Genomic DNA, 26,284 nt, shown 5'->3' with positions numbered 1-26,284 from the left:
CGCGATTGGGATCACAAATCCCGGATCAGCCGTAACGGCAGGCCGATCCAGGCAGGGTCGTTCACCACTTGCTGGCGCATGCCAATGCCGAGCGGGAGGAGGTGGAGCATGGCGCCGTCGCGGCCGATGAGGCGGCCGAAGAGGAAGCGGCCGGCGGGGCGGGGCACCAGCACGTCGCGGTTGAGTGCGTCGGCGAACCGCTCCGGCGGCAGGGGTTCACACCATAATTCGTCTCCGGCGCGGTAATCGCCCAGCGCGGCGGTCATACGGATGCCGAGCGCGCCCTTGGGCACGGCGGGCGGCACCAGCGTGAGCGGGCGGCTGGGCGCGCCGGCGCCATCTGGGCCGACCAGCGCGGCGACGGGCACTTTCTCGCTGGCGGGCAGATCGACGAGGTCGCTGGCCTGCACGTCCAACGCGGCGGCGATACGGTTGAGCCATTTTACCGATACGGTTCGCGTGCCTGTTTCGAGGCGACCGATGGTCTGGGCGGTGGTCGGCGGCTCGCAGCGTGCGGCGACTCCTTCTAGCGTGAGGCCCCGCGCCTTGCGGACTTCTCTGATCCTCGTAATCATCGGCTCACCTGATTTGTTAACCTCATCGGTTCGCTATGTCCTACATTTGTCGCCACATGGCAATGGTCTTTGCGACTCGAAGCGGGAGACGCAGGCATGGCTGAACGGCGCGGTAAGACAGTGGAACGAGTGATCGAAGGACCCGATGGGCGGCGCGAGCGCGTGATGGTCAACATGGCAGAATCGCCGACGAGCTGGCTCCATGCCCGTGGGATGCTGAGCCAGCGGCAGTTCGATGCCGCCGAGGCGCTGCGCCGCGATTGGGAGCAGGCCGGCATGGGCGCGCGCGTGACGATGAACTGGGATCTGGCGGCCGTACCGGTTCGCGCTGGGCCGGGCGGGGCGCCGGGGCAAGCGCCGACGCTCGCAAGAATGAGCGCGCGCGACCGGCTGAATGGCGCGCTGGCGGCGGCCGGCCCCGGCCTGGTGGATATCCTGTGGCGGGTCGTCTGCGCGTGCGAAAGCCTCGTCGCGGCCGAACGCGCGCTCGGCTGGCCGGCGCGGGCCGGCAAGCTGGTGCTGGGCTTCGCGCTGGATCGGGTAGGGGATTTTTACCGGGTTCGATAAGCCAGCCACCGCTTCACGGTTGCTTGCATAGCGCCCCTCATCCTCGTCATTCCCGCGAACGCGGGAATGACGGAGGAAGGAGAAGGGCGCGTTCGTTCGTGGGGGCTAAGTTGTCCGCGCCTGGGCTTCCGATCCGCCCCAGCCCGCCGCCACCTCAAACCCGATCCGCTCTGGCTCAGGCGCATTTTCTTCCGCGCGCGGGGCTGATAAGGCGCCGCCATCATGATCACCGATCCCGCGCGCGCGCTGGCCATTGCCAAGTCCATTTTCCTCGAACGCTTTCCCGGAGCCGATTACGCCTTTGTGGCCGGTTCCATCATGCGCGGTGAAGGGCGCGCCTGGTCGGATATCGATCTGGTGGTGGTCTATCGCGCGCTGCCCCTGGCGCACCGGGAATCGGAGACGGTCGACGGCGTGCCGGTTGAAATGTTCGTGCATGATTCCTCCACGCTCGCCTGGTTCATGGAGCAGGACATTGCGAAGGGGCGCCCCTCCTTGCTCTCGATGGTGGCCGAGGGCGAAGTGATCGGGCGGCGGATCGCGCTCGGCAAGGTGCTACAGGCAAAGGTCGCGGCGCGGCTCGCGGCCGGACCAAGGCCGCTGAGTGCCGAGGCGCTCGAAGACCTCCGTTACCAGATCACCGACGCGCTGGACGATCTGCGCGGCGAGCGCAGCCGCGCCGAGAAGCTGGCCATCGGCGCGCGACTCCACCCGCTGCTGGCGGAACTGAGCCTGCGCACCCGCGACTGCTGGAATGGCGCCGGCAAATGGCTGCCCCGCCAGCTGGAGGCTGCGCAACCCGGCCTCTCGAGCCGCTACGAGACCGCCTTTGCCGACTTGTTCGGCGCTGGGCGGGCTGACGCCGTGCTGCAGCTGGGCGAAGCAGAACTTGCGCAGGTCGGTGGGCGCTGCTTCGACGGGTTTCGGCGCGACGCGCTGGCTGCGCAGCGCATCGACACGCGCTCACCCCTTGCGGCGACGAAAGACCGGGTCTAGGGCCGGCGCATCCGATCACCATCACCGATCAACATGACAAGGACAGTCCCGATGAAAGCCCGCGTGTTCGTCACCTTGAAATCCGGCGTGCTCGATCCGCAGGGCAAGGCGATCCAGCACGCGCTGGAAGGGCTGGGCTTTGGCGGCGTCAATGATGTCCGCGCCGGCAAGCTCATCGAGCTCGATCTGGCCGACGGCACCAGCGAGGACGAGATCGACGCGATGTGCCGCAAGCTGCTCGCCAATACGGTGATCGAGAATTACCGCATCGAGGCGATCGGCTGAGCCGACGACAGGAAGGACGTTTCCGATGAAAAGCGCTGTCATCGTCTTCCCGGGCTCCAATTGCGACCGCGATCTGGCCGTGGCCTTCGAGGCCGTGAGCGGCGCCAAGCCCGAGATGGTCTGGCATCGCGAGACGGAACTGCCGGAGGGTCTGGACCTTGTCGGGGTGCCCGGCGGCTTTTCCTACGGAGACTATCTGCGCTCCGGCGCCATGGCGGCGCGCTCGCCGATCATGCAGGCCGTCGCTCAGGCGGCATCGCGTGGCACCTATGTGCTCGGCATCTGCAACGGTTTTCAGGTGCTGACCGAAGCGGGGCTGCTGCCGGGCGCGCTGATGCGCAATGCCGGCATCCACTTCGTTTGCCGCAGCGTGGCGCTGACCGTGGAGAACAGCCAGAGCGCATTCACCAGCGGCTATGAGGCCGGCCAGACGATCAACATCCCCGTCGCGCATCATGACGGCAATTATTTTGCCGATGCGCAGACGCTGGATCGACTGGAAGGAGAGGGCCGCGTTGCGTTCCGCTATGCCGAGGCCGTCAATGGATCGGCGCGGAACATCGCGGGGATCCTCAATGAGGGCGGCAATGTGCTCGGCATGATGCCGCACCCCGAACGCGCGATCGAGAAGACCCATGGCAGTACGGACGGGCGCCGGATGTTCGAGGGATTGACCGAAGGCCTGCTCGCGCGCGCCTGAGGGTTTGCGGGCGCCGGTTGGAGCGACGGGCGGGCTTGCTCCCCATTCCTCGTCACCCCGGACTTGGTCCGGGGTCCCGCTGCTTCAATGCAGCCGAAGGTTCAAGCATCCCACCAAGAAAGCTGGACCCCGGATCAAGTCCGGGGTGACAAAGGTGGGATAGGCTGGTGCTCGATGCTCGCTTCCTTGCCTTACGGGGCAATGCCGAAGCGCGCATAGTCCGCGTCGATGCGGGGCTTGATGCGGCGGGCGATGGCGAGATCGGCCTGGCCCTCCGCGCCGCGGTCCATGCGGGCGAGGACGACGCCGCGCATGAAGCGGCTTTCCGCGAGATTGGGGACGGCATTCAGCACGGCATTGAGATCGCGGAGCGCATCCTCATAGCGGCCGAGGCGATAGGAGACGACCGCACGGCTATCCAAAATGCCATAGGGACTGTTGCTCAACTCCAGTGCCGATGTGCAATCCTTCGCGGCTGTTTCGATCTCGACCTGCCGCGTCCCCTTGATCCAGCAGCGCATGTTGAGCAGTGACGGCGTGCCCGGCCGGTCTTCCAGCAGCGTGTCGACAAGCGCAAGCGCCGTGGCCGGGTCGCCATAAGTGCCGATGATGTCGGCCTTGCCCTCCTGGAACGTTCGGCGGGATTCGCCGCCCAGCGCAATGCGTTGATCCAGCAGTGCGACGGCCCCATCCAGATCGCCGCTTTCGGCGCGCAGGTTGGCGACCCTGAACACCGCACCCACGGATGCGGGGTCGAGTGCGCGGCCCGCTTCGGCATCCGCCAGCGCTGCCTTGAGGTCGCCCATTTCCTTGTGGATCTGGCTGCGCATCAGATAGAGGTCGATGTCTGGCTCGATCGTGATGGCCTTGCCGAGATCGGCAAGGGCGCCCTTGCGATCGTTGATCGCGCGGAGGAATGTCGCCCGATCGCGATAGGGCGCGGCCTTGTCGGCATTGGCGGCAATGGCCTTGGCGTAGACGGCTTGCGCGGCGGCGATCTGGGTCGCGCCGGTAGGGTCCTTGCCGGTGATGTCCCACGAGCGCAGGGCATTGGCCGGCGCGATCAGGCGCGGCGCCTGCGATTGCGCGGTGGCGAGACGGTCCTTCTCGGCACCGATCTCGCTGGCTGGGATCTCGATGCCGGTGGAATCGACATTTTCATCGATGGTGAGCACGCCTTTCTCAAGGCTGAGCGCGCGCTTGAAATCATAGCCGGCAATGCGGGCGGCCAGCGCAGGCTCGCCCTCAACGCGGAAGCCCGCGCCCTGCTGGGGCAGGCGGATGGTCGTGCGAACATGGCGGCCCTCGGGCGCCGGCGTCGCGACCGGGATGGCGGACCAGGCCGCACGTGCGCGATCCGGCGCGAAGCTGATCGACGAGATGCTTTTGTCGACCGCGCGGCGCATGGTCTTGTCCGTCCACGCCCACTCAGAATCGGTGACGCCCCGCGCCTTGATCGTCACGATCCCGGCCTGATCGTCTCCGGTGAGGCTGATGTCCGCAAACTGGGAGTCGCCGACCACGCTGGAGAGGAACTCGCCAAGCACCTCCTGCTGCTTCTCGCTGTCCAGCTGGGTGCGCACGACGTTGAGCTGCATGGCGGCGAGGCCGCGCAACACCAGCGAGAGATCGAACACGCTCGGCAGATCGATGCTGGCGGTCTCATCCATGGTCATCGTCAGGTCGAAGGCGGGGCGGCCGGCGTTGCGTGGCTCGATCAGCAGGAGATCGGCGCCTTCCGGGCGCAGGGGCAGCACATAGCGGAAGGGCGGCGTGTCGTGGATATCCTCGATCCGCGAGCCGATGCCGGTGCCGTCCAGCCACAGGGATTCGCCATCGATCTGCGCGCGCACGAGAATGTGGTTGAAGGCAGCCGGGCTGGCGAGGCGCTTCACGACGGCGTCACCGAGCTGGGCATGGGCGAGCACGGGCTCTGCCGTGATGCCCATTTCCCGCAGCATCGCGAGCAGCATCAGTGTCTTGGCCTTGCAGTCGCCATAGCGCAAAGCCCAGCTCTGCTCCGGCGTTTGCGGCACATAATTGCCGCCATCCATGGAGACGGCCAGGTAGCGGATCTGGTCCTGAACGAGCCGCAGGGCGCGCTGGGCGCGGCCGAGCGGCGTGCGCTCAGCAGCCATGATCGCCTGTACCTCCTGCAGCAGGGCGCTGCCGGGCTTGAGCAGGCCCTGCGTCGCGAACAGCGGGGACATCGTCTTGGAGACGTCAGCCCAGTCCTTGAACGTGGAGACCTCGAGCAAAGGCAGCGGCTGGAAACGGACAGGCGCATCGGAGGGGATCTCGGTCTGGCGCGGGCCGGGCAGGGCAAAGCTAAGCTCAGTGAAGCGTGGGCCGCGGACTGGCTTGGCCTCGATGCCGGTGATGCCGACCTTCCATTTGACCGGGCTGTCATTGTCCCACAGGGTGCGGAGGCGACCCTGACCGAGCGTGACCGGCGCGGTGATCAACGGCGTCAGCGCCTGGACGTGGCCCGCAAGCGCGGCGTCCTTGCCGGTGGTGGAGGCACGCAGGCGCAGGATGTCGCCCACGCGCAGGCCTTCGACGGCCATGGTCGCGGTCAGCAGCCCGGTGAGTTCGCGCCGCTCCAGCGCCTGCTCGCGCCGGATGACCGTGAACGTGCGGCCACCGGCCAGCAGATCGATGCTTTGGCCATCGCGCACGATTGCCAGCTCATGGATGATGAGATCGCCCTTGTCCGGCAGCCAGGGCAGGGTGAGGTTGGCGAGCTGATTGAGCTGTTCGGCCGAGGTGATGCGCTGCGCGCTGTCTGAATAGGTCCACAGGCTGCCGTCTGCGATGCGCTGCTGGCGGTCGAAGATCAGGATGGCGGGGCCGCTCGCGGCGAGCGCGGACGGCGCGGGAAGCTGTGCGGGGATGACCCAGTCCGGCGAGGGCTGATATAACGGCGTCTCTCCCGCGCGCGCCACCGCAGAGAGGGCGAGGCCACAGAGCAGGGCTGAAGCAAAAATACGCCGTTTCAATCGTCTCTCCTCATCGCGCAGGCCATGAGGCGTTAGCTGATCGCGACGAATGGCTCAATCGACGCTGTCGATGCCGCGCATTATTCTTCGGGCTGGTTCGGCGTTCCTTCCCGCTGCAGGCGGCGGGCAGTGCGCTCATGCAATATAGCGGCCTCGCGCAAGCGACGGGCAACGTCTGCATCGCCACAGTTGTCGGCCTTCAAGCGCGCCACCCGGGCGAGTTGCTGATAGTAAATGGCATCACGCCGGGTTTCCATGTCCTGCGGAATAGCACGACATGGCCTCGCGCGAAGCCGTTTTGCGACAGCTTGTCTTGCAACGGGACAAGTGAGGCACTTGAAGAGGACCGGAACTTTTCGACCAAGCCACCGATTTGACATCCCGATAGCCGGCCCTCAGGGTGCGGTCACTCCACAGGAGGCCATGTGGCTTTGAACGGCGCCGATGCACTGCTGACCCAACCCATCGCCTATATCGGGGCGTCCGGGCTCACCATCGGCGCGATCATCTCGGCCATCGTCGTCTTCTCGACGGCGCTGCTGGCGGTGTGGCTGCTCAAGAAGTTCGTGCGCCGCGCGCAGCAGACCATGGGGGAGGAACGCTCCCACGCCATTCATATCGGCGGGCAGATTGCGCGCTATGTCATCGTCGCCTTCGGGCTTGCAGCGGCGGTGTCGGCGCTGGGAGTCGATCTGTCCGCGCTCTCCCTGTTCGCCGGTGCGCTGGGTGTCGGCATCGGCCTGGGGCTGCGCGATATCGTGCGCAACTTCGTGGGCGGGCTGGTGCTGCTGTTCGACCGGAGCATCGAGGTTGGCGATTTTGTCGAGCTGGAAGACGGCACCATGGGCGAGGTGCGCTCCATCGGGCCGCGCGCGACGGCGGTGCTGACCAATGACGATGTCGACATGCTCGTGCCCAATGCCAATCTCATCGACGGCAAGGTGACCAACTGGACGCGCAACCGCATGACCCGCCGCGTCCATATCCCGTTTCGCACGGCCCTTAACGCGGACAAGGAGAAGGTGCGCGACGCCGTGATCGAGGCGGCCAAGGCCGTGCCGCTGACTTTGCCCGATGCCGGGCGCAAGCGCACGCAGGTCTGGCTCGTCGGCTATGGCGAGAACGCGCTCAAGTTCGAGCTAGTCGTCTGGCCCACCCTGTCCGCCGTCAAACGACCGGGGCGCACGCTGGCGACCTATTGCTGGGCGATCGACGATGCCCTGCGCCAGAATGCCATCGAAATCCCGCTGCCGCAGCAGGAAATCCGGGTGCGCGGTCTGTTCGGCCAGGAGGGCGAGGCTGGGCTGGACGCCTTGCGGCCGGTGCAGGGCGCGGCAACCGATGGGGCAGGGGCGCGTTCTTCCTCCGAAGGCTGAGGGCTTGGTCCCCGGCATTATAGGAGGCCTATCCATGACGCAGAGTCAGAAAACCCCGCCGCTGGACTTCAACGATCCCGACAAGGACAATGCCGAGCAGGATGAGAGCGGCACGCAGGCGCAGGATGTCGCCGCCGATGCGCAGGCCAATCCCTATCGCGGCGAGTCCGAAACCGAACATGGCGGCAAGCCGAATCCCGCTCAGGTGATGCCCATCGATGCGCCGGACCTGGTGGACACGATGAACCAGATGGATCGCAGCGGCCTCATCGACATGGGCGCCTATGAAGGCGAGGAGAATATGGACGACGAGGACGGCTCCATCCCGGAATAGCCCCGACACCGTTTCCCTCTCTTGAGGATCGTCGCGGACGATCCGCCCGATCATCAAGCGCCCGAGCCGGCCACCGCCGGCTCGGGCGCTTCCCGTTTCCGTAGCGTCCGGACTGCGCATGGCTGCTCTTCATGCCAGCATGGCGCCCCTCCTTCGCGAGCACAGATGCGCATTTGCAACGCATGTCGACAAGGCGCGGGGCGGTTTGACGTGGGTCAAAGCGAGCCGTGGCGCAAAGGCTACACCTGTGTCTCGAATGAACGATATCGCTGCCCTTTGGGGCAGTCGGGTCTTGCATTCAGTGAGTGCGGGCGCATTGAACATGCATGCCCATCCCGCAGGGCCAGCATAACAGAAACGGAAGAGAGAGAATGAAACGGATTTCCCTGTCCATCCAAGCGTCCATCCCCGCGCTGCTCCTCGCCTCGACGAGCGCCCTCGCCCAAACCCCGCAGGCCGCCCAGACCGCGACCGCCGCCGATGACGGCATGGAGATCATCGTCACCGCCCAGAAGCGCGAGCAATCGCTGCAAGATGTGGGCGCCGCCGTCAGTGCCTTGGGCGCCGACCGGATCGCCAGCGCTGGCGTCAACAGCATCTCTGACCTGCAGACGATCGTGCCGTCGGTGAACTTCGGCAGCGATTTCAATCAGGCGAAGATCTTCATTCGTGGCGTGGGTGCCAACACCTCGACCACGGGCAGCTCGACCGGCGTGGCCTTCCACGTCGACGGTGCTTACGTGGCCCGCGCCGAGGCCCAGCTCACCTCGCTCTTCGATCTGGAGCGCATTGAGGTGCTGCGCGGCCCGCAAGGCACGCTCTATGGCCGCAACGCGGTGGGTGGGTCGATCAACGTCATCACCGCCCGCCCGACGGACATCTTCTCCGGCTATGGCCGCATCGGCTATGGCAGCTACAATGCGTTGACGACCGAAGCCGCGATCAGCGGCCCGATCACCGAGGGCATTCGCGCCCGTCTGGCGATCAAGACCGAGAACCGCGATGGCTATGGCATCAATCCGGTTTCCGGCAAGGACGTCGACGACCTCAACCGCCGCATGGGCCGCGCCTCGCTCGAGTTCGACCTCGGCCGCGAGGCGACGCTGCTGGTCTCCGGCGAATATTTCCGCCAGAGCGATGCCTCCGGCGCGATCCACTATCTGCGCGCATCCTTCCCCGGCGTGGCGCGTCTGGCGCCGCTCGGCGTGGGCGGCTATGCGACCAACCCGCGTGATCTCGCAACGGAATCCAGCCCGGGCACCGAGACCGAGACCTATGCCTTCACCGGCACGCTCAACGTACCGCTCAACGATGCGCTGACGGTCACCAACATCGCCAACTATCGCTCCTTCAAGAGCTCGCTGTTCCAGGATCTCGATCTTTCGGCGGTGATCGACAGCCTGCCCACCAACGGTCAGGCGACGACGGTGCAGGAGCGCCGGATCGACAGCAAGCAGTGGAGCAACGAGCTGCGGCTTGGCCTTCAGTCCGAATGGGTGAACGGCACCATCGGCGTGTTCTTCTTTCATGAGCGCCAGCGGCCGATTGACAATGTCGGTCTCGCTAACCGGACCGGCATGGCGCAGAATATCGGCGTGCTACAGGCTGCCGGCATCGATCTCAACGAGGCCTATGGCCTGTGCGGATACTCGCCCAACGGCGTGACCGGCGGCAGCAACATCATCGCGCCCAAGCGCGTCTGCACGCGCTCGAACCTGCTGACCGAGGCTTTCTCGATCTTCGGCCAGTATGAGATCGGGCTTGGCATGTTCAGCGAGGCGCTCGCGGGCCTCAGCGTGAAGCTCGGCGGCCGCTGGAGCAGTGAGCATGTGGAGTCGGAGAACCCCTCCATCATCATCACCCGCAACGGGGTGGGGCCGGTGCTGCGCTACACCGCCGCGGGCACGCATGTGGAGAAGACCTTCCGCGACTTCACGCCGGAAGCCGGGCTGGTCTGGAAGGCCAATCAGGACATCCTGCTCTATTACACCTATTCGGAAGGCTTCAAGGCCGGCTCGGGTGAGAATGCCGCAGGCAGCACCACGATCGTGAACCCCGAGAAGATGTTCAACCATGAGGCCGGCATCAAGGCGAGCTTCGGCCGCATGCTGACCGTGAACCTCGCTGGCTATGCCTATACGCTGAACGGCCTGCAGCTGAACAAGACGATCGCGGGCGGCCCGACCGGCTACACCACGATCTTCCAGAACGCGGCCAAGACCCGTGCGAAGGGCATCGAACTCGACGCAATGCTGCGCCCGATGCCCGGCCTGCGCCTGAGCGGTGCGCTCTCCTACACGGATGCGCATTTCGTCGATTATCTGACGCTCGATCCGCTCAACCCGGCCAACATCGCTGGTGGCACGCCGTATAACGCCGTGACCAACCCCGATCCGACGGCCTTTGGCGCCCCGGGCGGCGGCAACATCCAGCTTGCCGGCAACGACACGCGCAACAGCCCGCGCTGGTCGTGGAACCTGCATGGCGAATATGATGTGATCGCGCCCATCGGCACCTTCACGCCGAGCGTGGACGTCTCCTACAAGAGCCGCACCTACTTCAGCGAGTATATGCGCGAGATCGAAAGCAGCGCGGCCTACACCATGGTCGATGCCTCGCTGGCCTACGAGACCAACGACGGCCGCATCCGCGCGCAGCTCTGGGCCAAGAACCTGTTCGACGTATTCCGCCCGAGCAGCACCTTCGCTCTCGCCACGGGCCGCCTGCTCGGTGTGACCTGGCTTCCACCGCGCACCTACGGCCTGACGGTCGGCTACAAGTTCTAAGGGGTTTCGCGGCGGCTGAGGTCGCCGCGCGACCGGTTGAACCGATCAACATCGCGCCCGGCAGGCTCAGGCTTGCCGGGCGCAATTGCGCTTCCGGTGATATTGTTCGTTGCTGTCGTCATCGCTCGCCGCCATTTGCCACCAGCAGGCTCGAAGCCAGCAGTCATAGCTGCGTCTGCCTATAGCTAGCCGAAATAAGCATGGATGTACTGAAAGAGGAACGGGCCGAGGGGGGCGTTGGTTGACGCGGAATTGCCCTTAAGATAGCGCGAATGACCGTGGAGAATTCAGATACATCGGCTTCGGGTCGCCATCGATATGTCGTGCTCGATAGCCTGCGCGGTATCTTTGCATGCGTGATCGTGTGCATCCACATCAAAGGCGAAAATCACATCTCGCAGCTTGAGGTCGTCAAGAACGGATATCTGTTCGTCGATTTCTTCTTCGTGCTGTCCGGATTCGTAATTGCCTCCAGCTATGGCCGGAAACTCGCGGATGGGTTTCCGGTGGGCAAGTTCATATGGCTCCGTCTCGGCCGGATCTTTCCATTGCATCTGTTCGTGCTACTGCTTTTTCTCACCTTTGAGATCGTCTTCGCCACTATCATGCCCGGTCTGGGAGGCCGGAAACCCTTCGCTTTCCCGTTTACCATCGATGCTTGGTTCGCCCAGCTCGCTCTGATCGGCATATTCGTGGGGCCAGACGACCTGACATGGAACGGGCCTAGCTGGTCGATCGCGGCGGAGGTGTGGACCTATCTCATCTTCGCCCTCCTGATGCGCTATGCGTCTCGCTTTATGATCCCAATATGCATTGCGATCGCGATCTGTGCTCCGCTGGCCCTTCCATTTCTCACCGACCGTTACATGCAGGCGTTCCATGATGGTGCGCTTGTGCGCTGCCTGTACGGCTTCTCACTCGGCGTTGTGGCATGGCATCTCATAGCGCAGGTGGAAAAGCTCGATTTGAGGGGGCGTGACACGTTGATCGAGCTGCTGATTGTGGGGGCGATCATCGCATTTTTGGCATTCGCCGGCGTCGGGGCGCTGACATTGATCGCACCCTATCTGTTTCTCATCGCCCTGTTGATCTTTACGCGGGAGCGAGGCGCCATCAGCGCGCTTTTGCGCAAGGCTGCCTTTGTCAGGCTCGGTTTACTGTCTTATTCGATCTATATGGTGCACACTTTCTTGCTCTACAGATACGTCAACGTCCTCAGCGCGGTGGAGAAAGCCACGGGAGCCGATCTCGTCGTGTCGATCGATGGCATTAATTATGTCGGTGGCGGGGCGTGGATGGCTGACGTGCTTGCGCTGATTTTGTTTGCTGGGGTCATCGCGTTCGCCGAGATCACTTACCGCTTCGTGGAAAAGCCGGGGCAGCTTTGGGCTAAGAGCGTGCTGAGCCGACGCGTTTCAGGACAACAGCGCGAAACTGCTCCTGAAGGCGCACCTCGCCCAGTGCCATCCGACTAAACGTTGCGGCACCAGCGGGGGCGAAAGGGGGCAATTTGCTGGACGTGATGAAGCATGATGGCCTGAGGTGGTAAAGCGCGCAGTACTGCTATGCGGCTGGGTGACATCGCCAGAAAAGTTTGAAGCTCCGGTGTCGCCGAACGATGTGTTGACGATAATCCTTAGGCGCTATCCTAATAGCGCGGCTGCTCAATGAGCACTGTGATGGACTATGTGAATGCTAGGCTAATTTCAGCCTGCCTGGCCGTCCGGGGAAACGGCGAAAATTTGGTCGGGACGAGAGGATTCGAACCTCCGACCCCCACACCCCCAGTGTGATGCGCTACCAGGCTGCGCTACGTCCCGACCGGAGGTGCGCTCCTAGGCGTATCGCACGGAAGTTGCAAGGTCCGTTGGCGCCTCCTTGCGCATGATTTTTCATTTTGCTGGGGACCGGCAGGCGGGGCGGGGTGACGGGGCGATTGTTCGGCGCGCTTTGCTCGGCCGGCGCGCGACGCGGCGGCAGCGCGGGGGAAGGGTGCCCGGCGATCTCGGTTGCCTGCACCGGGGCGATATGCTAGCCGCGCGCCCTTGAAACAGTGTGCGTGAGGCCGCATCTGCGGGGCGCGCTGTTCATCCATCTGCTGATTGCCCTGCTCAAGGATCGCAATGTTCACAACTTTTGCACTCGCCGCCGCTGCACCGGGCTCTTCCGGAATGGCCAGCTTCATGAGCTTCGTCCCGCTGATCCTGATCTTTGCGGTGTTCTACTTCCTGCTCATTCGTCCGCAGCAGCAGCAGATGAAGAAGCATCGCGCCAAGATCGGCGCGGTCAAGAAAGGCGATCAGGTCGTCACCGGCGGCGGCCTCGTCGGCAAGGTGACCCGCGTGGACGACACCTATGTGGATGTCGAGCTCGGCCAGGGCATCAAGGTGAAGGCGGTCAAGGCGACCCTGAGCGATGTCGTCGATCCGATGACCGCCAAACCCGCGAACGACTGACGGGCCATGCTCGACTTTCCCCGCTGGAAGATCTGGCTCGTCCTTGTGGCGCTGGTCGTCGGCAGTCTCTATGCCGTGCCGAGCTTCCTGCCCGACCAGACCTATTCGCAATTGCCGCGCTTCATGCAGGCGCGCGTCAATCTGGGCCTCGACCTCTCCGGCGGCAGTCACATTCTGCTTGAGGCGGACACGAAGGACGTGGCCCGCCAGCGCATCCAGAATATCGAGGAAGCGATCCGCGTCGATCTGCGGCGGGCTGATAGCCGCATCGCCATTGGCGAGATGTCGACGCAGGGCAACGCGCTGCGCTTCATGGTGCGCGATGCCACGCAGGTGGATGCCGCCGTCGAGCGCATCCGTCCGCTGACGCGCGGTGCCGGCCTCACGGGCCAGCGCGACTTCGATGTGCAGGTGCGTGATGGCAGCACCATCGTCGTGACGCCGACCGAAGCCGGCATCAACGCCGCCGTCGAGAGCGCCATGGAAGTGGCGACGGAAGTCATCCGCAAGCGCATCGACGAGATGGGCACGCGCGAGCCGACCATCATCCGCCAGGGCAGCAATCGCATCGTCGTGCAGGTGCCGGGCCTTCAGGACCCCGCTCAGCTCAAGGATCTGCTCGGCCAGACCGCGCAGCTTGAGTTCAAGCTGGTCGACACGACGGCCAATCCGGCCGACTTGGCGCGTGGCATCGCGCCGGTGGGCAGCGTGCTTGTGCCGTATCCAGACAATCCACTCGGCCAGCCGGTCATCGCGGTGAAGCGGCAGACCATGGTGGCGGGCGATGAGCTGATCGACGCCCAGCAATCCTATGATCCCAAGACCAATGCGCCGGTGGTGAGCATCCGCTTCAACAGCTCGGGTGCCAACAAATTCGCGCGCACTACGCAGCAGAACGTGAACAAGCCGTTCGCGATGATCCTCGATGGCACGGTGCTTTCGGCGCCCAACATCAACGAGCCTATTCTGGGCGGATCGGCGCAGATCAGCGGCAACTTCACCGTGGAAAGCGCCAACCAGCTGGCGATCGCGCTGCGCTCCGGCCAGCTGCCGGTGAAGCTGACGGTGGTAGAAGAACGCACGGTCGGGCCGGATCTTGGCGCTGATTCCATCCGCAAGGGCATTATTGCCGGCGGCGTGGCAACGGCTGCGGTGCTGCTGATCATGGTCATGGCTTATGGCCGCTTCGGCATCTACGCGAACCTGGCGCTGATCTTCAACGTGCTGATGATCGTCGGCATCATGGCGCTGTTCAATGCGACGCTAACCCTGCCGGGCATCGCCGGGTTCGTGCTCACGGTCGGCGCGGCGGTGGACGCCAACGTGCTGATCAACGAGCGCATCCGGGAGGAGCAGCGACGGGGGCGGAGCATCATGCAGACCGTCGAGACAGGCTATAAGGAAGCGCAGCGCGCGATCTTTGACGCCAACACGACCAACGTGATCGCTGCCGCTTTGATGTTCTACTTCGGCTCCGGGCCGATCAAGGGCTTCGCAGTCGTGCTCACCATCGGCATCTTCACCTCGGTCTTCACGGCCGTGACGGTGACGCGCCTGTTCGCTTCCTTCTGGCTGCGCAAGCGGCCGACGACACTGACGATCTGAGGCACAAGACCAATGCGCTTGCTCAAGCTTGTCCCGGACAACACCAACATCGGCTTCCTCAAATGGCGCCATGTCGCCATGGCGATCAGCATGATCTCGATCATCGCGTCGATTGCCCTGGTGGCCACGCGCGGCCTCAATCTGGGCGTCGATTTCGTCGGCGGCCAGATGATGCGGGTCACTTTCTCGCAACCCGTCAATCTCGATGCGCTGCGCGGCACCGTCGACGCAGCCGTGGCCGGTGAGGTGAATATCCAGCAGTTCGGCTCGGCCCAGGATGTCTCGATCCGCACGTCGCTGCCCGAGGGCGGCGAGGATGCCGCGAACCAGGCCGCCGAGCGGCTCAAGGCGGCAATCCTCAAGAGTCACCCGGACGCCAAGTTCGGCAGCGTCGACACCGTGTCGGGCAAGGTCTCGGGCGAGTTGTTCCAGACCGGTGCCTGGTCGATGTTCTTCGCGATGCTGGCGATCTCCATCTACATCTGGTTCCGCTTCGAATGGCAGTTTGGCCTCGGCGCGCTGTTCGCGCTGTTCCATGACGTGGCGCTCACCTTCGGGTTGTTCGCGCTCACCCAGATGGAGTTCAACCTGAACATCGTCGCGGCCTTGCTGACGATCATCGGTTATTCGCTGAACGACACCATCGTGATCTATGACCGTATCCGCGAAAATCTGCGCAAATATCGCAAGATGGAGCTGGTCCCGCTGCTTGACCTATCGATCAACGAGACGCTCGCGCGCACGGTGATGACCTCGCTGACGATCATCATCACACTGGTGGTGCTGCTGCTCCTCGGGCCGGAAGTGATCTTCGGCTTCACCGCCGCCATGTTGTTCGGCATTTTCGTTGGCACCTATTCGTCGATGTACATGTCCGCGCCGCTGCTGGTGTGGACCAAGGTCGGCTCGGACAGCTTCGTTGCTAAGGCGGGCGGTCAGGTGGCTGGCGCCGAGCGGACCCTCAAGAACGAGACGATGCCGCGCTGATCTCGCGGCATCCGTCGGGCGGGGAGGAAAGAGCATGGAACTGCTCCGCGACGAGAAGCCCGCGGGCCCGGTCATCACCGGCTTTGCCGGGCGCGGCTTTCGCGTGCGCGATCATGTGTTCGACAGCGGCATCCTGATTGATCCGTCTGGCGTGGTCCCGTGGGACGCGCCGGCGACCATCGACCAACTGACTGTCGAGATGCTGCGCCCCATCCTGGATCTCGACCCGCCGGCGGAATTTCTGCTGCTCGGCACTGGATCCAGGCTGATCAGGCCCTCGGCAGCGTTCGTCCGCGCCATCGAAGCCATGGGGATCGGCGTAGAGGCCATGGACAGCCGCGCGGCGGCGCGCGCCTGGGGCGTATTGCGACAGGAAGACCGGCAGATCGTCGGAGCGCTGCTCCCGCATCGGTGAGCGACCCACCAGCCTGCGCCCGAAGGGCCGGGCATGACGCGAAATCTTAACCTCAGTCCGCTAGACCTGTTTCCAGGATCAGAAAAGGCAGGAACAAAATCCGGCAACGGGCGTCCTGTACGGGTGAGGATGGAGCGTGATGGGGCAGCTCCTTATGTGAGTATGTCGCATGGCCGTCATCGCCGTTGATTTTGAAGCGTCCTGCCTGCCGCAATATGGCCGGTCTTTCCCCATCGAAGTCGGCATTGCCAGCACCGAAGGCTGGAGCCGATCCTGGCTTATCCGCCCCCATGCGGACTGGGCGGATTGGCAATGGAGCGAGGAAGCCGAGAGCCTGCACGGCATTTCGCGCGCGCAGCTTGAGCGGGATGGGCTGGATGCCCGATGCGTCGCACGACAACTGCGCGCGGCCGTGGCTGGGCATGAGGTGATTGCCGACAGCTATTTCGATGATGCGTGGTCGCGCACGCTCTTTGCTGCAGCGGGCGAACCCACATATCTGCCGACCCGCTGTCTCGCCGAGCTTCGCCTCTTTCACGATACGGACCGCACCGTCCTGACGCGGCTGCTCGATGCAGCCGATCGTCAGCGCGCGCGGCGCCACCGCGCCGAGGATGATGCGCGCTGGCTGGCACAGGTCATGGCGGGTCTGATTGCCGAGAGCGAAATGGCCAGGCCAGCGGCGCGCGCCGCTTAAGATCGCGTTAGGCCGGCCGCCGGCGAACCTCGCGGCAGCCGCGGCCTACTGCTCCAGATCGTCGGCCAGTGCCTCGGGCGGATGCAGGCGCACCCGCGCGACATGGCGCGGATTGGCCTCGACGATTTCGATGCGCCAGCCACTCGGCTCATGCTCGATGATTTCGCCGGTCTCCGGCACGCGCCCCGCGATCACGAAGGCGAGGCCGCCAATGGTGTCGACGTCGGAATCGACCTCGGCAAGGCGCGGATCGATGGTTCGGGCGATATCTTCGAGCTCGGCGCGGGCGTCGGCATCCCACATGCCATCTTCCAGCGGCACCAGCAGTGCCTCCGGTTCCTCGTCATGCTCGTCCTCGATATCGCCGACGATTTCCTCGACGAGATCCTCGATGGTCAGCAGCCCGTCCGTGCCGGAATATTCATCGAGCACGATGGCGAGGTGCGTGCGCTTGGCGCGCATTTCGGCGAGCAGGTCCAGCACGCCCATGCTCTGCGGCACATAGAGCGGCTGACGGATCAGCGTCTCCAGCGACTCCGGATGCGCTTCTCCGCGTGCCAGAATGGCGAAGGCATCGCGAATGTGGATCATGCCGGTGACATGATCGAGCGTGTCCTTGTAGACGGGGATGCGGCTGTGGCCGGCCTGCGCGAAAAGCGCCATCAGCTCCGTAAAGCTGGCGTCCTGCGAAATGGCGATGATGTCCGCGCGCGGCACGGCGACATCGTCCACCGTATGCTCGCTGAAATGCAGCATGTTGCGGAGCATCTGACGCTCGATCGGGGTGAGGTCGCCCTTGCGGGACGTCTCATCTTCCTGATCGTCATATTGCTCGATGACGCTCTCAAGCTCGTGCCTGAGGCTGGTCGATCCATTATCGCCGAAAAGCAGGGCTTTGAGGCCCTGCCATATTCGTCCGCCTTCGCTGCTACTACTACTGTCGCCCTCTTTGGAGGGGGACGGTGCGGATGTCTCCGACATCTTCTGGATCAATTCCCTGTTTCGTCAATCGGCCCGGTCATGCCGGGCTCGCGATCCCCATATGGATCATCAATGCCCAGCGTTTCAAGGGCTCGTATTTCAAGGCGCTCCATCGCCTCGGCCTCGGCATCATTTTCATGATCGTGGCCGAGCAGGTGGAGCGTGCCGTGAACGATGAGATGTGTCGCGTGATTTTCCAGCGAAACCGCGCGTTCCAGCGCCTCGCGGGCGCAGGTTTGGTAGGCGAGGATGATGTCGCCGAGCAGCACCTCACCATCGTCGCTATTTTCGATGGATTCTATGAGATCGCTCTGGATCATCGGAAAGGAGAGGACGTTGGTCGGCTTGTCCTTTCCCCGGAAGGAGGCGTTGAGCTGCTGGACTTCGGCATCGTCTGCCAGCCGGATGGAGAGTTCGACGCAAGCATCGCTGTCGATGATTACCGATTGCGAAGTTTGCGCGAGCGCGGCCCGCACCGCCCGATCAGCGAGCGCGTTCCAGTCGGTCTTCTCGGCCCATTCGGGGCTGGCCTCGGTCAGCACCTCAAGCATTCGGACCCTCATAAGCCGCGACGATCCGTCCGACGATGGGGTGGCGCACCACATCCGCCGTGGTGAAGCGGGTGACGGCGATGCCTTCAATGCCCTCCAGCCGCTCGACCGCATCGGCGAGGCCCGAAGCACCCGGCTGCGGGAGGTCGACCTGCTTGGGGTCGCCGCAGATCACCATGCGGCTGCCTTCGCCAAAGCGGGTGAGGAACATCTTCATCTGCGCGATGGTGGTGTTCTGCGCTTCATCGAGGATGATGAAGGCATTGGCGAGTGTGCGGCCGCGCATGAAGGCGAGCGGCGCGACCTCGATCTCGCCCGAGGCGATGCGCCGCTCGACCTGCTCGGCTGGCAGCGTATCGTAGAGGGCGTCGTAAAGCGGGCGGAGATAGGGGTCGACCTTCTCCTTCATGTCGCCGGGCAGGAAGCCCAGTCGCTCGCCGGCCTCGACGGCGGGGCGCGAAAGAATCAGGCGGTCCACAGAGCCGGTGATGAGCTGGCTCACTGCCTGTGCCACGGCGAGATAGGTCTTGCCGGTGCCGGCCGGCCCGAGGGCGAAGATCAGCTCGTTGCGGGCCAGCGCGTCCATATAGACGCCCTGATTGGCCGAACGCGGCACGATGGTCTTCTTGCGGGTGCGGATCATCACCTTGGGCGGCTCCGACACATCATGCCGGATGATGCCATCGAGCGTCGGCTCGGCGGACATGGCGATCACCGCCTCCACCGCGCCGCTGTCGACCGTCTGGCCGGCGGCGAGGCGATTATAGAGCCCCTGCAGGACATCGCGCGCGCGGGCGGCGCCTTCCGCATTCCCCTCGATCTGCAGCTTGTTCCCCCGTGCGGAGATGTACACGCCGAGGCGGTTCTCGATGGCCACGAGGTTCTGGTCATATTCCCCGAACAAGGCGCCGAGCAGAAACGGCTTGTCGAAGACCAGTTCGAGGCGGGCCCGTTCTCCGGCCTGGGCGGGCACGGGGCGCTTAGGCAAGCGGGCGACCAAGCGGTCGACTCAGGGCGCGGGGCGCGATGAGAGTGTCTGTCATTGCCAAGCTTCATGCCAGAAGGGCGGGGGGAGCGACAAGCGGGAAGTCTCGACCTTGAGGTGAAAAGAGGGGCGGCGGTTTGGGTGAGGGCGCGGGTGTGATCTTGCGGCGGGGTCGGTTTCCCTGGGAGGTGTGAGGGGGGACGAGTATTTCTCGTCATTCCCGCGCACGCGGGAATGACGATGGAAAAATCCAAAGTCGGCGCTATCGCCGTTTCGAAATTTTGATCTTGAATGGCCGGCACTCGCTTCTTTGCGGCACGCCCCTTAGCCGTGCGCCGAATCCCAATGCTCCACGATCAGGCCATCGCGAATGCGATAGGTGTCGTACCACCAGACCGGCGTGAGCCGCGCGGGATCGTGCGGGTCCGGCAAATGCCGCTGGAACATGAGCTGGACGAGGTCGCCCTCGGCGAGGACGAACTCGAACCGGGTCAGCGGATAGGGGCCGGGCTCCAACGGCTGCATGTCTGGAAATTCGGTGCGCAGGAAGGCGATGAGTGCTGCCAGTCCCTGGCCGATGCCGGGCGAATGCTGGATGTAATCGGGCGCGACATATTTGCCCGCAGCCTCGATGTTGCGGCCGTCGATGACGTCGTGCCACATCGCCAGCACAAGTTGCTTGTTGGCCGCGAGCGCGGCGGCTTCCGTGGGTTGCGCCATGTCCTCTCCCCAGCAGTGTCGCCCAGGACTAGCGGGTTCCACCGACAGCTAAAATGGCGATTGGAAGGCGCGCCGGCACCTGCTCGGACGCAGAGCCTCAGGCGGGGGCGAGCACGCCGTCGTAGATCGAATCTTCCAATGCCCGACCAGCGCCCATCGCCACGCACATCAGCGGGTTTTCGGCGATCTTCACGGGCAAGCCGGTCGCGACCGCAATGGCCTCGTCCATGCCCCGCAGCAGCGCGCCGCCGCCTGTGAGGGTGATGCCCTCGTCGATAATGTCGGCGGACAGCTCCGGCGGGGTCTCCTCCAGCGCGGTCATCACCGAGCCGACGATCTGGTTGATCGATTCGCGCAGGGCCTCGGCGATCTGGGCTTCGCTGATCTCGATTTCGACCGGGCGGCCATTGACCAGATCGCGTCCGCGCACGCCCAGGGCTATGCCGGCGCCGTCGGGCGTCATGGCATTACCGATCTGCTGCTTGACGCGCTCGGCCGTTATCTCGCCGATCATCAGATTATGATGGCGCCGGACGTAGGAGGAGATGGCTTCGTCCATCTTGTCGCCGCCGACGCGGACCGAACCGCTATAGGCGATGCCGCTGAGCGACAGCACGGCCACCTCAGTGGTGCCGCCGCCAATGTCGACGACCATGGCGCCAATCGGGTCTACCACCGGTAAGCCCGCGCCGATTGCCGCCGCCATTGGCTCCTCGATGAGCTGCACGTCGGCAGCGCCTGCGCGCGAGGTGGCGTCGCGGATTGCGCGGCGCTCCACCATCGTCGCGCCCGAGGGCACCGCGACTACCACGCGGTTGCGGCCCATGCGGGCACTGCCCAGCGCCTTGTCGATGAAATGCTTGATCATCTGCTCGGCGATTTCGATGTCGGCAATGACGCCGTCACGCAGCGGACGCAGGGCGCGCACGCCTTCCGGCGTCTTGCCCAGCATCAGTTTGGCCTCATTGCCGACGGCCTTGATATGGCCGACGCCCGCGATCGTCTCGATCGCGATGACGGACGGCTCGTTCAGGACGACGCCCTTGCCGGCGACGTGAACCAATGTGTTGACGGTGCCCAGATCGATGGCGAGATCATGGCCGGAAAAGCTGAAAAAGCGGGAAAACTTCATACCCTCGAGATCGTCACTGAGTGAAGCCGTTCACATGCCGCGCGGGCACGGTGGCGTATTCTGCAAAGAGGTGAAGCGGTGTTTTCAGGGGACCGTTGCCCGCGCCCGCCCACCTCAGGCGGCAAGCGGACTGGCGAGCGCGCCGGCGAGGCTGTTGGGGCCGGCCGAGAGAATATCCACCGCGATCAGATCGCCGATGGCCGCGCTCGTGCCATCGATGTGGACCGACTGGAGCCAGGGCGTCTTGCCGATGAGCTGGCCGGGGTGCCGCCCCTTCCGCTCCAGCAAAATGGTCGTGCGCTGGCCGACGCTGGCCTGATTGAACGCCAGTTGATGAACGTTCAGCGTGGCCTGCAGGCGCTTGAGGCGTTCGTCCATTACCTCTGGCGCGATCTGGCCTTCCATATCGGCAGCGGGCGTGCCCGGGCGCGGACTGTATTTGAAGCTGAAGCACTGCGCATAGCGCGCCTCGTTGACGATGCTCAGCGTCTCCTCGAACTCGGCATCGGTCTCGCCTGGAAAGCCGACGATGAAATCGCCCGACAGGGCGATGTCCGGCCGCGCGGCGCGAACACGCTCGATGATGCGCAGATAGGAGTCGCGGCTGTGGCTGCGGTTCATGGCCTTGAGGATGCGGTCCGAGCCGGCCTGCACCGGCAGGTGGAGGAACGGCATCAGCGCCGGCACCTCGGCATGGGCGTCGATCAGCGCCTGCGTCATGTCGTTGGGGTGGCTGGTGGTGTAGCGGATGCGTGCAAGGCCGGGCAACCTGTCCAGCGCGCGGATGAGGCCGTCCAGCCCCTGCGGGCGACCGGCGTCGTCTTCGCCGGACCAGGCATTCACATTCTGGCCGAGCAGGGTGATCTCGCAGGCGCCAGCATCGACCAGCGCGCGCGCCTCATCCATGATGGCGTTCCAAGGGCGGCTGACTTCCGCGCCGCGCGTATAGGGCACGACGCAATAGGTGCAGAACTTGTCGCAGCCCTCCTGGACCGTCAGGAAGGCGGATGGCGCCGACCGGCGCGCGCGGCCCGGCAATATGTCGAACTTGGAATCGGCCGGCATGTCCGTATCGACGGCCTCGCGACCCGCAACCACATCGTCGATGAGGCCGGGCAGGCGGTGATAGGCCTGCGGGCCGACGACGATATCGACGGCCTTGGTGCGCCGGGTGATTTCCGACCCTTCCGCCTGCGCCACGCAGCCGGCGACCGCGATCATCGGGCGCGTGCCATCCTCCCGCCGCAGCCTGCCAATGTCTGAATAGACCTTCTCGGCCGCCCGCTCGCGGATGTGACAGGTGTTCAGCACCACCAGATCCGCCTCCGCGCCATCGCCTGCCGCTGTCATGCCGCGCGCCGCCAGCAACTCGCCCATGCGCTCGCCATCATAGACGTTCATCTGGCAGCCGAAGGATTTGACATGGTAGGTCTTGGGTGGGGTCTGGGTCATGCCCGCGCCTATACAGCCGTTAGGACGAGGGGGGAAGGGCAGGGCGCTGCGGGGCCTGCCGTTCAGCCGGGCAGGCCCATGGCCTCGGCAAGCCTCGCGCGTGCGCTGGCGGCCAGCGCCTTGCGATCGGGATGATCGCCGGGATCGAATGGATCGAGGAATCGCAGCGTCAGGGTGCGCCGGCCACGCGCGCCGAGGATGCGGAGCGCATTGGCGATGCCGCTCTCGCCCTCCTTCCAGGCGACGAGATCGGTTCCCGCGCCATAATCGATGACGACCGGCTGGATGAGGATCGAGCGGGGCGGCGGGAGAAGAACCGAAAAGAGCGCCGGCTTGAAGGGCAGTAGAGACTGGCCATCCCCCGTCGTCCCTTCCGGGAACAGCGCGATGGGCTGATGCGCGGCCAGTGCGGTGCGCACGGCGTCGATCTGCCCGGCGACGGCACCGCGCCGCTCGCGGGTGATGAACACGGTATTGTTCTGCGCGGCGAGCCAGCCAACGATGGGCGCGCGCGCGACATCATCCTTGGAGATGAACGCGGCCCCCGTGGCGCCGCCCAGCGCCAATATGTCGATCCAGCTCACATGATTGGCGATGAAGAACACATCGTGCAGCAAGGGCGTGCCCTCGATGCGGACGTCAAAGCCCGTCGCGTGCGCGGCGCGCGCGAGAAAGCGCTGGGGCCAGGGCGAAACGCCGCGGCGCCGGGCGAGAAGATGCGGGATGACGTAGGCAATGACGACGCCGATCAGGCGCGCAAGCCTCGCGAGCGCGCGCAGGCGGCTCACTTAGTCCTTGCTGCGATCGCGATCGAGCGAGACGCCGTAGAGCTCCATGCGGTGATCCACGAGCCGATAGCCCAGCTTCTCGGCAATCTGGCGCTGGAGCTGCTCCAGCTCCGGGTCCACGAACTCCACGACCTTGCCCGACTCTACGTCGATCAGGTGATCGTGATGGGCTTCTGGCGCCGGCTCATAGCGCGCGCGCCCATCCCCGAAATCATGACGTTCCAATATGCCTGCCTCTTCGAACAGGCGCACAGTGCGATACACCGTGGCGATGGAGATATTGCTGTCGATCGCGGAGGCGCGCTCGTGCAGCTTTTCCACATCGGGATGGTCTTCGCTTTCGGAAAGCACGCGGGCAATTACGCGCCGCTGCTCGGTGATGCGCAGGCCGCGCTCTGCGCACAGCGCTTCTATGTCGATCGTCCGGGACATGGGGACTGTGTAGCTGAATTTACCCGTTCTGGAACCCGCAATTTCGGCTTTTTGACGATTGGCAGACAAGAAAAATGCCGCCCTTGTGCAAAGGCGGCATCGTTCGATTTTTGTATTCGCGCGCGGGGCGCGGGATTATTTGCGGCCGCGCTTGCGCGTGGTGCCGAGACCGATCTTCTTGGCCAGCGTGCGGCGCTGTTCGGCATAGTTGGGCGCGACCATCGGATAGTCAGCGGGGAGGCCCCACTTGGCGCGATAGTCTTCCGGCGTCATCTGATAATGGGTCATGAGATGCCGCTTAAGCATCTTCAGCTTCTTCCCGTCTTCCAGGCACACGATGTAATCGGGCTTGATCGAAGAACGGACAGATACGGCCGGCTCCTGCTTGGGCTGCGGCGGCGGGACGTCCTGCTGAAGACCGGCCAGCGCACTGTAAACATTCTGGATCAGCGTCGGCACGTCCGACACAGCCACGCTGTTATTGGATACGTGGGCAGCCACGATATCCGAGGTGAGCGTGATCAGCACTTCGTCTTGAGCGTTAGTATCGGACATATGAAGTTCCCATTATCAACTTGCGACCCGTAGAATCGCTATTCTTAGGCTATATTCTACCATTAAACATTATGGGGATTGAACGATGAGCGCAAGAGAAGTTTCGGACTCAGGGCGCTGACTGTCCCAAAACGAGTTTCAAACTCAAAGCATCAAACCGGGAACCGTTCGATCCACAATAGTAGTTAAGTCGAACATTATACTGATGAAAGCCGGCTTTGATATAAAGATGAAGAGCTGGATTCCCTGATCGCACTTCCAGAAAAATTGTTTCTGCGCCGGTTCCCTCGGCCTCTGTCATACAGCGATCAAGTAATCGGCGGCCATGTGTCCGCCCACGATGATCCGGATGGACGGCAAGCAAAAGAAGCTCCGCTTCGCCGGCAATACTGCGGATCAGGCCGAAGCCGACCGGTTCGGCATGGGTGTAGCCAGTCACCAGAATGGAGCCGGGCAACTGCATCATGCCCATCAATTGCGCAGAGGACCATGCTTCGCCAAATTCCGGTGGGAAGGCGGCCGACATCACCTGCATGGCGGCGCCGATCTCGTCCACACAAGGATCGAGACTGGCCACGATGCGGAGCGCCTCCTTGTCCTGCATCAGCGAACCGGCGCTGGTCTAGGCTTGCTTGAGGCAGCCATGGGCTTGGCATCTGCGCCGCGCCCATAATCCGGCACCGGCGGGCGGGTGCGCTGCGTGACCGGCAGGCGGAACACCGCGCGGGCATCGGGAAGCAACGGAACGGCCTGACCCCGCGCGCCGGCATCGACCAGCGTCTGGGCGCCCGAGCCGACGAGCAGGCCGACGTTGAGAGACGCCGCCAGTTCGTCGATTGGCGTGGATCGGACGGTGAGGGGCGGCCTGTCGGGTGTGACGGGCGATGCCGCTTCCGCCCAGAAGATTTCGCCATGTCCGCCGACCATCGTTACCGCGAACGGCTCTGTCGGCCCGAGCTGGGCACGGGCGATGGCGGCAACCAGATCGAGGCAGCCATAGCCGGAAACAGGCACCTGCCATGCGAAGCCCAGCGCGCGCGCGGCAGCCAGCCCCACGCGCACACCGGTGAAGCTGCCGGGGCCAATGTCCACGAGAATGGCGTCAGCGCGGCCGCCCTCGGGCAGCGCAGCGATAGCGGGCAGCAGCGCTTCGGCATGACCGCGCCCCAACTCGCGATGCGTCGCCTCAATCAACCGGTCGCCATCGAAAAGGGCGATGGAGAGCGCCGGCGTGGCGCAATCGATAATGAGCGTGCGCTGCGCCAAGGGCTGGCTCATCGTGCGCGTGGGGGAACGATCCGGCGCATCGATCGGCTCAGACGGCCCGGACTTCGGTCACTTCCGGCACATAATGCTTGAGCAACTGCTCGATGCCGTTCTTGAGTGTCGCGGTCGAAGAAGGGCAGCCGGCGCAGGCGCCCTGCATCCGCAGGAAGACAGTGCCGCGCTCAAAGCCGCGATAGACGATATCGCCGCCATCATTGGCGACGGCGGGGCGCACGCGGGTATCGATCAATTCGCGAATCTGCGCGACAATATCGGCGTCGGCCGGGTCGTCGCCGGGCATCGCGCCATCGTCCTCATTCTCCGCCGGAACGCGGATATCGTGCGCCGTGCCCGGCGCGAACAGCGGCATGTCCGCCGAGAAATGGTCGAGCAGGATCGCGATTACGTCGGTGCGCAGCGAACTCCACGCAACGCCCGGCGCTGCCGTGACCGAGATGAAATCCCGGCCGAAGAACACCCCGGTCACATCCCCGAGGTTGAACAGCGCTTCGGCGAGCGGCGAGGCCGTCGCCTCGTCTGCGCTTGCGAAATCGCGCGTGCCCGAGGTCATGACCGGGCGCCCCGGCAGAAACTTCAGGGTTGCGGGATTGGGGGTCTGCTCGGTTTCGATGAACATGCTGGCT

Annotated in this window: 27 protein-coding genes and 1 tRNA gene; 13 read left to right on the top strand and 15 right to left on the bottom strand. The window is 64.4% G+C overall.

Annotated elements, in window-relative coordinates; translation table 11 throughout:
* Positions 1-11: 11 nt before the first annotated feature.
* Complete coding sequence (locus M2341_RS11285) at positions 12-575, bottom strand: helix-turn-helix domain-containing protein (RefSeq protein ID WP_264585295.1); 564 nt, start codon at positions 573-575, stop codon at positions 12-14.
* 96 nt (positions 576-671) lie between these two features.
* On the opposite strand from M2341_RS11285, the gene M2341_RS11280 reads away from it, so the two are divergent.
* From M2341_RS11280 to purQ, 4 genes are all read left to right on the top strand, one after another.
* Complete coding sequence (locus M2341_RS11280; protein WP_264585294.1) at positions 672-1,142, top strand: DUF6456 domain-containing protein; 471 nt, start codon at positions 672-674, stop codon at positions 1,140-1,142.
* Positions 1,143-1,364: 222 nt separating this feature from the next.
* Positions 1,365-2,138 (top strand): nucleotidyltransferase domain-containing protein, encoded by a 774-nt coding sequence (locus M2341_RS11275; protein WP_264585293.1) that lies wholly within the window; start codon positions 1,365-1,367, stop codon positions 2,136-2,138.
* 51 nt (positions 2,139-2,189) lie between these two features.
* Positions 2,190-2,423 (top strand): phosphoribosylformylglycinamidine synthase subunit PurS, encoded by a 234-nt coding sequence (gene purS / locus M2341_RS11270; RefSeq protein ID WP_264570683.1) that lies wholly within the window; start codon positions 2,190-2,192, stop codon positions 2,421-2,423.
* A gap of 25 nt (positions 2,424-2,448) precedes the next feature.
* Positions 2,449-3,123, top strand: coding sequence for a phosphoribosylformylglycinamidine synthase subunit PurQ (gene purQ, locus M2341_RS11265; protein WP_264585292.1), 675 nt, complete (start codon positions 2,449-2,451; stop codon positions 3,121-3,123).
* 191 nt (positions 3,124-3,314) lie between these two features.
* On the opposite strand, the gene M2341_RS11260 is transcribed toward purQ, so the two are convergent.
* The gene (locus M2341_RS11260) at positions 3,315-6,122 is read right to left on the bottom strand and encodes a DUF3857 domain-containing protein (RefSeq protein ID WP_264585291.1); all 2,808 of its coding nucleotides are present in this window, start codon (positions 6,120-6,122) and stop codon (positions 3,315-3,317) included.
* Positions 6,123-6,547: 425 nt separating this feature from the next.
* Here M2341_RS11260 and M2341_RS11255 point away from each other — a divergent pair, with 425 nt between their 5' ends.
* The 4 genes from M2341_RS11255 (at position 6,548) to M2341_RS11240 (ending at position 12,093) form a co-directional block, all read left to right on the top strand.
* Positions 6,548-7,498 (top strand): mechanosensitive ion channel family protein, encoded by a 951-nt coding sequence (locus M2341_RS11255; protein ID WP_264585290.1) that lies wholly within the window; start codon positions 6,548-6,550, stop codon positions 7,496-7,498.
* 34 nt (positions 7,499-7,532) lie between these two features.
* Positions 7,533-7,832 carry a hypothetical protein gene (locus M2341_RS11250; RefSeq protein WP_264579173.1) on the top strand — a complete coding sequence of 100 codons (300 nt, stop codon included), beginning with the start codon at positions 7,533-7,535 and terminating at the stop codon, positions 7,830-7,832.
* A gap of 371 nt (positions 7,833-8,203) precedes the next feature.
* On the top strand, positions 8,204-10,618 hold the full coding sequence (locus tag M2341_RS11245) for a TonB-dependent receptor (protein ID WP_264585289.1): 2,415 nt from the start codon (positions 8,204-8,206) through the stop codon (positions 10,616-10,618).
* A gap of 272 nt (positions 10,619-10,890) precedes the next feature.
* Positions 10,891-12,093 (top strand): acyltransferase family protein, encoded by a 1,203-nt coding sequence (locus M2341_RS11240; RefSeq protein WP_264585288.1) that lies wholly within the window; start codon positions 10,891-10,893, stop codon positions 12,091-12,093.
* 268 nt (positions 12,094-12,361) lie between these two features.
* Here the strand turns inward: M2341_RS11240 and M2341_RS11235 are convergent.
* Positions 12,362-12,438, bottom strand: a tRNA-Pro gene (locus tag M2341_RS11235).
* Between the two features lie 303 nt (positions 12,439-12,741).
* On the opposite strand from M2341_RS11235, the gene yajC reads away from it, so the two are divergent.
* From yajC to M2341_RS11210, 5 genes are all read left to right on the top strand, one after another.
* Positions 12,742-13,074 carry a preprotein translocase subunit YajC gene (yajC, locus tag M2341_RS11230; protein WP_181559997.1) on the top strand — a complete coding sequence of 111 codons (333 nt, stop codon included), beginning with the start codon at positions 12,742-12,744 and terminating at the stop codon, positions 13,072-13,074.
* A gap of 6 nt (positions 13,075-13,080) precedes the next feature.
* Entirely contained in the window at positions 13,081-14,679 is a 1,599-nt protein-coding gene (secD, locus tag M2341_RS11225) for a protein translocase subunit SecD (RefSeq protein ID WP_264585287.1), read from the top strand.
* Between the two features lie 12 nt (positions 14,680-14,691).
* Positions 14,692-15,666, top strand: coding sequence for a protein translocase subunit SecF (gene secF / locus M2341_RS11220; RefSeq protein WP_181559995.1), 975 nt, complete (start codon positions 14,692-14,694; stop codon positions 15,664-15,666).
* Positions 15,667-15,700: 34 nt separating this feature from the next.
* Positions 15,701-16,081, top strand: coding sequence for an Mth938-like domain-containing protein (locus tag M2341_RS11215; RefSeq protein WP_264585286.1), 381 nt, complete (start codon positions 15,701-15,703; stop codon positions 16,079-16,081).
* A 169-nt stretch (positions 16,082-16,250) separates the two neighbouring features.
* The gene (locus tag M2341_RS11210; RefSeq protein ID WP_264585285.1) at positions 16,251-16,778 is read left to right on the top strand and encodes a hypothetical protein; all 528 of its coding nucleotides are present in this window, start codon (positions 16,251-16,253) and stop codon (positions 16,776-16,778) included.
* A 45-nt stretch (positions 16,779-16,823) separates the two neighbouring features.
* On the opposite strand, the gene M2341_RS11205 is transcribed toward M2341_RS11210, so the two are convergent.
* The 12 genes from M2341_RS11205 to M2341_RS11150 all read right to left on the bottom strand — a co-directional run bounded on the left by M2341_RS11205 (position 16,824) and on the right by M2341_RS11150 (position 26,277).
* The gene (locus M2341_RS11205) at positions 16,824-17,759 is read right to left on the bottom strand and encodes a hemolysin family protein (RefSeq protein WP_264570674.1); all 936 of its coding nucleotides are present in this window, start codon (positions 17,757-17,759) and stop codon (positions 16,824-16,826) included.
* Positions 17,760-17,767: 8 nt separating this feature from the next.
* Positions 17,768-18,310, bottom strand: a complete 543-nt coding sequence (gene ybeY, locus M2341_RS11200; RefSeq protein ID WP_264570673.1) for an rRNA maturation RNase YbeY — start codon at positions 18,308-18,310, stop codon at positions 17,768-17,770.
* Positions 18,303-19,298 (bottom strand): PhoH family protein, encoded by a 996-nt coding sequence (locus tag M2341_RS11195; protein WP_264575570.1) that lies wholly within the window; start codon positions 19,296-19,298, stop codon positions 18,303-18,305. Before M2341_RS11195 ends, ybeY begins: the two co-directional genes overlap by 8 nt.
* A gap of 321 nt (positions 19,299-19,619) precedes the next feature.
* Positions 19,620-20,015: a nuclear transport factor 2 family protein gene (locus M2341_RS11190; protein WP_264585284.1), complete on the bottom strand. Its 396-nt coding sequence runs from the start codon at positions 20,013-20,015 to the stop codon at positions 19,620-19,622.
* A gap of 97 nt (positions 20,016-20,112) precedes the next feature.
* Positions 20,113-21,147 carry a rod shape-determining protein gene (locus M2341_RS11185; RefSeq protein WP_264585283.1) on the bottom strand — a complete coding sequence of 345 codons (1,035 nt, stop codon included), beginning with the start codon at positions 21,145-21,147 and terminating at the stop codon, positions 20,113-20,115.
* 114 nt (positions 21,148-21,261) lie between these two features.
* On the bottom strand, positions 21,262-22,611 hold the full coding sequence (gene miaB, locus M2341_RS11180; protein ID WP_264586034.1) for a tRNA (N6-isopentenyl adenosine(37)-C2)-methylthiotransferase MiaB: 1,350 nt from the start codon (positions 22,609-22,611) through the stop codon (positions 21,262-21,264).
* 50 nt (positions 22,612-22,661) lie between these two features.
* Positions 22,662-23,387, bottom strand: coding sequence for a lysophospholipid acyltransferase family protein (locus M2341_RS11175; protein WP_264585282.1), 726 nt, complete (start codon positions 23,385-23,387; stop codon positions 22,662-22,664).
* Positions 23,388-23,819: a Fur family transcriptional regulator gene (locus M2341_RS11170; RefSeq protein ID WP_181559986.1), complete on the bottom strand. Its 432-nt coding sequence runs from the start codon at positions 23,817-23,819 to the stop codon at positions 23,388-23,390.
* Between the two features lie 135 nt (positions 23,820-23,954).
* Positions 23,955-24,374 (bottom strand): MucR family transcriptional regulator, encoded by a 420-nt coding sequence (locus tag M2341_RS11165; RefSeq protein ID WP_181559985.1) that lies wholly within the window; start codon positions 24,372-24,374, stop codon positions 23,955-23,957.
* A 109-nt stretch (positions 24,375-24,483) separates the two neighbouring features.
* Positions 24,484-24,978 carry a GNAT family N-acetyltransferase gene (locus M2341_RS11160; protein WP_264585281.1) on the bottom strand — a complete coding sequence of 165 codons (495 nt, stop codon included), beginning with the start codon at positions 24,976-24,978 and terminating at the stop codon, positions 24,484-24,486.
* Complete coding sequence (tsaB, locus tag M2341_RS11155; protein WP_264585280.1) at positions 24,978-25,640, bottom strand: tRNA (adenosine(37)-N6)-threonylcarbamoyltransferase complex dimerization subunit type 1 TsaB; 663 nt, start codon at positions 25,638-25,640, stop codon at positions 24,978-24,980. The genes M2341_RS11160 and tsaB overlap by 1 nt, the downstream gene beginning before the upstream one ends.
* A 49-nt stretch (positions 25,641-25,689) precedes the next feature.
* A complete protein-coding gene (locus M2341_RS11150; RefSeq protein ID WP_181559983.1) occupies positions 25,690-26,277 on the bottom strand; it encodes a NifU family protein in 588 nt (195 codons plus the stop codon).
* Positions 26,278-26,284 lie beyond the last annotated feature (7 nt).

It is taken from the genome of Sphingobium sp. B7D2B, from assembly GCF_025961895.1.
In the GTDB taxonomy this organism is placed as follows: Bacteria; Pseudomonadota; Alphaproteobacteria; order Sphingomonadales; family Sphingomonadaceae; genus Sphingobium.
Note: the sequence above shows the minus strand (reverse complement) of the source record. Positions and strands in the feature narration are given on the sequence as shown.

What these genes read in the sequence shown, in the direction of transcription:
- M2341_RS11285 (WP_264585295.1), bottom strand. Translation starts at nt 575, where the DNA reads ATGATTACGAGGATCAGAGAAGTCCGCAAGGCGCGGGGCCTCACGCTA.
- M2341_RS11280 (WP_264585294.1), top strand. Translation starts at nt 672, where the DNA reads ATGGCTGAACGGCGCGGTAAGACAGTGGAACGAGTGATCGAAGGACCC.
- M2341_RS11275 (WP_264585293.1), top strand. Translation starts at nt 1,365, where the DNA reads ATGATCACCGATCCCGCGCGCGCGCTGGCCATTGCCAAGTCCATTTTC.
- purS (WP_264570683.1), top strand. Translation starts at nt 2,190, where the DNA reads ATGAAAGCCCGCGTGTTCGTCACCTTGAAATCCGGCGTGCTCGATCCG.
- purQ (WP_264585292.1), top strand. Translation starts at nt 2,449, where the DNA reads ATGAAAAGCGCTGTCATCGTCTTCCCGGGCTCCAATTGCGACCGCGAT.
- M2341_RS11250 (WP_264579173.1), top strand. Translation starts at nt 7,533, where the DNA reads ATGACGCAGAGTCAGAAAACCCCGCCGCTGGACTTCAACGATCCCGAC.
- M2341_RS11245 (WP_264585289.1), top strand. Translation starts at nt 8,204, where the DNA reads ATGAAACGGATTTCCCTGTCCATCCAAGCGTCCATCCCCGCGCTGCTC.
- M2341_RS11240 (WP_264585288.1), top strand. Translation starts at nt 10,891, where the DNA reads ATGACCGTGGAGAATTCAGATACATCGGCTTCGGGTCGCCATCGATAT.
- yajC (WP_181559997.1), top strand. Translation starts at nt 12,742, where the DNA reads ATGTTCACAACTTTTGCACTCGCCGCCGCTGCACCGGGCTCTTCCGGA.
- secD (WP_264585287.1), top strand. Translation starts at nt 13,081, where the DNA reads ATGCTCGACTTTCCCCGCTGGAAGATCTGGCTCGTCCTTGTGGCGCTG.
- secF (WP_181559995.1), top strand. Translation starts at nt 14,692, where the DNA reads ATGCGCTTGCTCAAGCTTGTCCCGGACAACACCAACATCGGCTTCCTC.
- M2341_RS11215 (WP_264585286.1), top strand. Translation starts at nt 15,701, where the DNA reads ATGGAACTGCTCCGCGACGAGAAGCCCGCGGGCCCGGTCATCACCGGC.
- M2341_RS11210 (WP_264585285.1), top strand. Translation starts at nt 16,251, where the DNA reads ATGGCCGTCATCGCCGTTGATTTTGAAGCGTCCTGCCTGCCGCAATAT.
- M2341_RS11205 (WP_264570674.1), bottom strand. Translation starts at nt 17,759, where the DNA reads ATGTCGGAGACATCCGCACCGTCCCCCTCCAAAGAGGGCGACAGTAGT.
- ybeY (WP_264570673.1), bottom strand. Translation starts at nt 18,310, where the DNA reads ATGCTTGAGGTGCTGACCGAGGCCAGCCCCGAATGGGCCGAGAAGACC.
- M2341_RS11190 (WP_264585284.1), bottom strand. Translation starts at nt 20,015, where the DNA reads ATGGCGCAACCCACGGAAGCCGCCGCGCTCGCGGCCAACAAGCAACTT.
- M2341_RS11185 (WP_264585283.1), bottom strand. Translation starts at nt 21,147, where the DNA reads ATGAAGTTTTCCCGCTTTTTCAGCTTTTCCGGCCATGATCTCGCCATC.
- M2341_RS11170 (WP_181559986.1), bottom strand. Translation starts at nt 23,819, where the DNA reads ATGTCCCGGACGATCGACATAGAAGCGCTGTGCGCAGAGCGCGGCCTG.
- M2341_RS11165 (WP_181559985.1), bottom strand. Translation starts at nt 24,374, where the DNA reads ATGTCCGATACTAACGCTCAAGACGAAGTGCTGATCACGCTCACCTCG.
- M2341_RS11160 (WP_264585281.1), bottom strand. Translation starts at nt 24,978, where the DNA reads ATGCAGGACAAGGAGGCGCTCCGCATCGTGGCCAGTCTCGATCCTTGT.
- M2341_RS11150 (WP_181559983.1), bottom strand. Translation starts at nt 26,277, where the DNA reads ATGTTCATCGAAACCGAGCAGACCCCCAATCCCGCAACCCTGAAGTTT.